Here is a 6,193-nt window from a genome sequence, read left to right as displayed (position 1 = left end):
GCATTAGAGTGGATTATAATATCTGCTTTAATGCATTTTTTATTATAAAATATAGGGACCTTAAATCAGTCTATAAATAAGTATATTTTAATCAGCATTAAATAATACTACATTATATATAGACTAAATAATGTATTGTAGCTAATGATATTAATAAAAAATATAAATCTATTTTCCTTGAATAATTACTTGTAAAAATTAGTTATTCAACAACCTATAAATAGCAAAAAAAGGAGGAAAAAACATGGAAAGCTTTATAAATGTTAAGTCTGAAGTTGGAAAACTCAATAAAGTGATGCTGCATAGACCAGGAAATGAAATAGAAAATTTAGTTCCAGAACATCTAGAAAGATTACTTTTTGATGATATTCCATATTTAGAAATAGCTAAAAAGGAGCATGACAGGTTTGCTGAAATATTAAGAGAAAATGGTGTAGAAGTATTATATTTAGAAAACTTAGCAGCAGAAGCTTTGGAAGATAAAAAAATAAAGGATGAATTCTTAAATCAATTTTTAAAAGAAAGTCATATTAATAATATGGATATATATGAGGCGTTATATAAAAATTTAACCTCTCGCTCAACTAAAGATATGGTCGATGCCCTTATGGCTGGAGTAAGAAAAGAAGAAGTACAAATAAAAACAAGACGTTCTCTAAGAGAACTTATGGAAGAGAAATACCCATTTTATTTAGACCCTATGCCAAATTTATACTTTACAAGGGATCCAGTAGCGGCAGTAGGAAATGGACTAATAATTAACACGATGAAAACTTCAGCAAGAAGAAGAGAAACGCTATTTGTGAAATATATCCATAAATACCATAAAGACTTTAAAGTTTATGAAATTCCACTATGGTATGATAGAGGATTTCAAAGTAGTTCAGAAGGTGGAGATGAATTAGTATTTTCAGATAAAATCGTTGCTATAGGTTGCAGCGAGAGAACTTCACCAGAGGCAATTGAATTTATAGCAAAAAACTTATTTGATGCTAATACTTCTTTTGAAAAAGTATTAGTCTTTGAAATACCAGCACGTAGAGCATTTATGCACCTTGATACGGTATTTACTATGGTTGATTATGATAAATTTACTATACATCCAGGAATAGAAGGACCGCTAAATGTTTTTGAAATTACAAGAGGAAAGAATGGCAGATTAGATATTACTCATAATAAAAATACGTTAGATAATATCTTAAAAGATGCATTAAACTTACCAGCAGTAGAATTAATAAGATGCGGAAATGGTGATGAAATAATATCTGCAAGAGAACAATGGAATGATGGCTCTAATACTTTAGCAATATCTCCAGGTAAGGTTTTGACTTATGAAAGAAACTATGTAACAAATGAAGCTTTAAGTAAACGTGGAGTTAATGTTATAACAATGCCAAGTTCAGAACTTTCAAGAGGTAGAGGCGGCCCAAGATGTATGAGTATGCCTTTAAATAGAGATAACTTATAGGCTTTCCTAATAAAAATTTAACTTATGCATGGCTTTAATTTCCATAACAAAATTTTTTTTCTACAAATGAAAAATCGGTAATGAAAAATACGAATTATGGCTAAAACTCCATGGTCAAAACCTTTGGAGTTTTTTAAAATAATAAGACTAAAGAAAAGGAGATAATCCTTAGTTAATAAAAATATAGATAAATGTGTTTAAATATGTTAATACATACTCAAGAGGTGCTATTAATGAAACACATTATCAATTATAAGCCGAAAGATTTTGCAGAATTGCTAAATGTGTCAGTAAAAACACTGCAACGTTGGGACAGAGAGGGTATTTTAATAGCAAAGAGAGCACCTACCGATAGAAGACATTATTTCAATTTTTTATGTATTTTCATGTAGAATATATGGTTTAAGAAAGTATAAGAAAAAGATAGAGGAGGATGAGAAAATTGCTAAGAGCATACAAAGCAGAGATAAAACCAACGTTGGAACAAAAGATGAAAATTGATCAATCAATTGGAATATGCAGATATTTATATAATTTTTATCTTGGTAAAAATAAAGAATTATATCAGCAATATAAAGATGGATTAATTGATAAAAAACAAGCTTTTATGAGTGCAAATAGTTTTGATAAATATATAAATAATGAAGTTAAAGTATTAGAAGAATATCAATGGATTAACAAATGTGGTTCAAAAGCACGTAAAAAGGCTGTATGTAATGCAGAAACAGCATATAATAAGTTTTTTAAAGGTGAATCTAAATTTCCAAGGTTTAAAAAGAAGAATAAATCAGATGTTAAGCTATATTTTCCTAAAAACAATAAAGGGGACTGGAAAGTATACAGACATAAAATAATGATACCATCACTGAACAATGTAAGATTAAAAGAATATGGATATATACCAACAAGTGCAAAAGTTAGAAGTGGAACAGTATCTAAGAGCGCTGATAGATATTATGTATCAGTATTAGTAGAAGCGGATATTGTAGACTCTAATATCCCCACAAATGAGGGGTTAGGCATTGATTTAGGATTGACAGATTTTGCAGTTATTTCTAATAAAACTTTTAAGAAAAATATAAATAAAACTGTAACAGTAAGAAAACTAGAAAAGAAATTAAAACGTGAACAAAGAAAACTCTCAAGAAAATATGAAAGTTTAAAATTAAGAAATAAAAGTAAAAAGGAGGAAGCTACTAGACAAAATATCCAAAAACAAGTTGTCAAAGTACAGAAAATTCATCAGACATTAACAAATATAAGGACAAATTATATTAATAAAGTAGTATCTGATATAGTAAAACAAAATCCAAGTTTTATAACTATAGAAGATTTAAATGTTAGAGGAATGATGAAAAATAAGCATTTATCTAAGGCAGTTGCAGGACAAAAGTTTTTTGAGTTTAGAACTAAGTTAACTAACAAATGTAATTGGATGGGTATTGAATTGAGAATTGTAGATAGATTTTATCCTTCAAGTAAATTATGTCATGAATGTGGCTCTATTAAGAAAGATTTAAAACTTTCTGATAGAATCTATAAGTGCCAATGTGGCTATGAAGAGGATAGAGATATAAATGCAAGTCTTAATTTAAGAGATGCTAAAATCTACAAAATAGTATAAACAAGTTATTGTAGATATGTACGGATGGCTAGTTCGGAATTTACGACTATGGAGTGTTATATCAAATGAAAGTAGTTCTACGGAATAAAATCAGACACGTTGAAGTAGTAAGAATCTCGATATGGGTATATTTGTCCATATTTTGAGTAGCAGCAAAACAAATGGATGGTGATAAAAAGTTAGGATTATCGTTATTAGTTGCTCTTGGAGTAGGGTCAATGATTGGTGGGGGAATATTTAACAGCCCCACTGATTTTATTAGTAATACAAATCCACAAGCAGTGTTGTTATCTTGGGTTATTGGTGGTATTGGAGTTATATTTTTAGCTTTAGTATTTCAATTACTTGCAAATAAAAGACCAAAGCTTATAGGTGGAATTTTTACTTATGCTAAGGAAGGGTTTGGTGACTTTACAGGTTTCAATTCAGCTTGGGGATATTGGCTAAGTGCATGGCTTGGAAATGTTGCTTTTTTTATTCTTATGACTAAAACCTTAAATAGTTTAATTGGTGAAATAAGGCCTATGGTATCATTTTTAATGGCATCTTTAATACTTTGGACAGTGCATTGGATTCAGTTAAGAGGGACTAAAAGTGCAGGTATAATAAATGCAATAGCAACAGTTGCAAAAGTAATTCCCTTATTATTAGTGGTTATCTTAGGATTTACTGTATTTGACTTGAAAATATTTAATGTAGAAAATTGGAAATCAATACTTGTTGCTACCGGTGAGCCAACTAGCTTATTTAAACAAGTTAATAGTGCAATGGGGATTATCTTATGGTGCTTCATTGGAGTAGAGGCTGCTACTGTATTATCAGAAAAAGCTAAATCATCTAAAATTGTTGGAGCTGCAACAATTTTAAGTTTAGTTATAACATTGGCTTTATATATGCTTGTTTCTGTAGTATCAATGGGTGTAGTTCCAGGAGAGATACTTTTAAATTCACAAACCCCACTTGCTGATGTATTAGCAAGAACGGCAATAGGTAGATCAGGGGCAGTAATAGCTAAACTAGGGCTAATTATTTCTCTACTAGGTTGTTTAATTAGTTGGGTAATGCTTGCAGCAGAAATTCCTTATGTTGCGGCAAAAGGTGGAACAATGCCAAAATGGTTTGCGAAACAAAATAAAAATGGAGCACCTTCAAATTCACTATTATTAACAGATATATTAATTCAGATTTTTTTACTATCATTACTTTTACCAGCACTCCAATCAGCATACAGTAATGTACTTTTAATTGCTACTACATGTATATTAATTCCATACTTATTTTCAAGTTTATATGCTATTAAAGTTTCAAGAGAAGATAAATTAGAGTTTAAAGACATGATTATATCAATACTTGCATCAATTTATTCCTTATATGTAATTTTTGTAGTAGGTATACAATATTTAGGTGCGGCGGTAATAATGTATGCATTAGGAATAGGTATTTACGTAAAAGCTAAAAAAGAAAAAAATAAAAAAGTTACATCAAAAGAAAAGGGAGCAATGACGATAATAATATTACTAGCAATATTTATGATAGTAATGATTGGAACTGGAAGAATACAGTTACAATAAGGTATTTATTTTATAGTACATAAATAAAAGTATAGTTAATTTGATCTAATAAAGTAACTATACTTTTATTATTACCAAAGCTCTATTTTCAATTGTCAAATTGTAGGGGAGAACAGTGTTCTCCAGAAAGCTAAATCATATTCATATAATTATTGTGGTAGTATTTAGTTATGCTAGATGCGTAAAAAAGAACTGGCGAACAATGTTCGACCCTACAAAAAACTAGCAATAAAATTGCTAGTAAAAATTAGTTAAAGAAATTAGTTTGATAAAAACTAATTTCAACCTTAATTGTGAATTGTGAACTGTGAATTTTGCATTGATTAAGCTGTAGGGGAGAACAGTGTTCTCCAAAAAGCTAAATCATATTCATATAATTATTGTGGTAACATTTTATGATACTATATATACAAAAAAGCTGGCGAACAATGTTCACCGCTACAAAAAACTAGCAATGAAATTGATAGTTAAAAATTTATTAAAGAAATTAATTTGTAAGGAATTAATTTCCACTATAATTGCCCAATGTTCGTTCTTAATTCTCCATTGATTAAAGGCTGAAGATGAGGATATCTATATTCCAGAATAAATTTTTACTTAAAAGTATATCCCAAGCCTATACATTAAGATTATTTCTCAATAATTAAAAATCTAGCAAATACACTGTTTTCACAATAACTAGAAAATGAAGAAAGGAAAGAAGATATAAAAAAGGTTGAGGGACATCAAATAAATACATACGGTTATAAAATTTTTTGATAATAATTGATTGAAATAATAAAAGATATAAGTTATAATTATTATATTGACAAAATATTAACAATAAGAGGAGGAACATTATGAAAGGATACGCAATGTTATCAATTGGAAAGACAGGATGGATTGAAAAGGAGACTCCTAAATGTGGAGTGATGGATGCTATTGTAAAACCCATTGCAGTGTCACCTTGTACATCTGATATTCATACGGTATGGGAAGGAGCAATAGGAGAGCGACATGATATGATTCTTGGTCATGAAGCTGTAGGAGAAGTAGTAGAAGTAGGAGCTCTTGTAAAAGATTTTAAACCTGGGGATCGTGTAATTATTCCAGCCATTACGCCGGACTGGAATGCACTAGAATCACAGGCTGGTTATTCTATGCATTCTGGCGGTATGCTGGCAGGATGGAAGTTTTCTAATTTTAAAGATGGTGTATTCAGTGAATTCTTCCATGTAAACGATGCAGATGGAAACTTGGCAATATTACCAGACTGCCTAGATCCTGCAGATGCGGTTATGTTGTCAGATATGGTTCCTACAGGTTTCCATGGAGTAGAATTAGCGGATGTTCAGTTTGGAGACTCTGTATGTGTTATTGGAATCGGACCTGTTGGCCTTATGTCTGTAGCTGCTGCTGCACTTCGTGGTGCATCACATATATATGCAGTGGGGTCAAGACCAAATTGTATTCAAGCAGCAAAGGAATATGGAGCTACGGATATTATTAACTATAGAGAAGGCGATATAGTAGAACAGATTATGGAGAAAC

The 6,193-nt window shown here is 30.3% G+C and carries 4 protein-coding genes and 2 pseudogenes; all 6 read left to right on the top strand.

The features are described 5' to 3' along the window. Window positions 1-244 precede the first annotated feature (244 nt). Entirely contained in the window at window positions 245-1,468 is a 1,224-nt protein-coding gene (arcA, locus tag B2W91_RS15780; RefSeq protein ID WP_291582662.1) for an arginine deiminase, read from the top strand. Window positions 1,469-1,701: 233 nt separating this feature from the next. Continuing rightward, window positions 1,702-1,833: pseudogene (locus B2W91_RS21085) on the top strand (MerR family DNA-binding transcriptional regulator); the annotation flags it as partial. Further along, window positions 1,820-1,969: pseudogene (locus tag B2W91_RS21130) on the top strand (IS607 family transposase); the annotation flags it as partial. The pseudogenes B2W91_RS21085 and B2W91_RS21130, both read left to right, overlap by 14 nt. Continuing rightward, a complete protein-coding gene (locus B2W91_RS15770) occupies window positions 1,911-3,092 on the top strand; it encodes a transposase (protein WP_349680814.1) in 1,182 nt (393 codons plus the stop codon). The pseudogene B2W91_RS21130 and the gene B2W91_RS15770, both read left to right, overlap by 59 nt. Before the next feature lie 161 nt (window positions 3,093-3,253). Beyond that, window positions 3,254-4,663, top strand: a complete 1,410-nt coding sequence (locus tag B2W91_RS15765) for a basic amino acid/polyamine antiporter (protein ID WP_291582660.1) — start codon at window positions 3,254-3,256, stop codon at window positions 4,661-4,663. Window positions 4,664-5,502: 839 nt separating this feature from the next. Further along, window positions 5,503-6,193: alcohol dehydrogenase catalytic domain-containing protein (locus B2W91_RS15760; protein ID WP_291582658.1), on the top strand; the 691-nt coding region annotated here is incomplete at its 3' end.

It is taken from the genome of Clostridium sp. UBA6640 (genome assembly GCF_002455975.1).
Lineage (GTDB): Bacteria > Bacillota > Clostridia > Clostridiales > Clostridiaceae > Clostridium_J.
The sequence above is the reverse complement of the archived record's forward strand: the minus strand, read 5'-3'. Positions and strand labels throughout refer to the sequence as shown.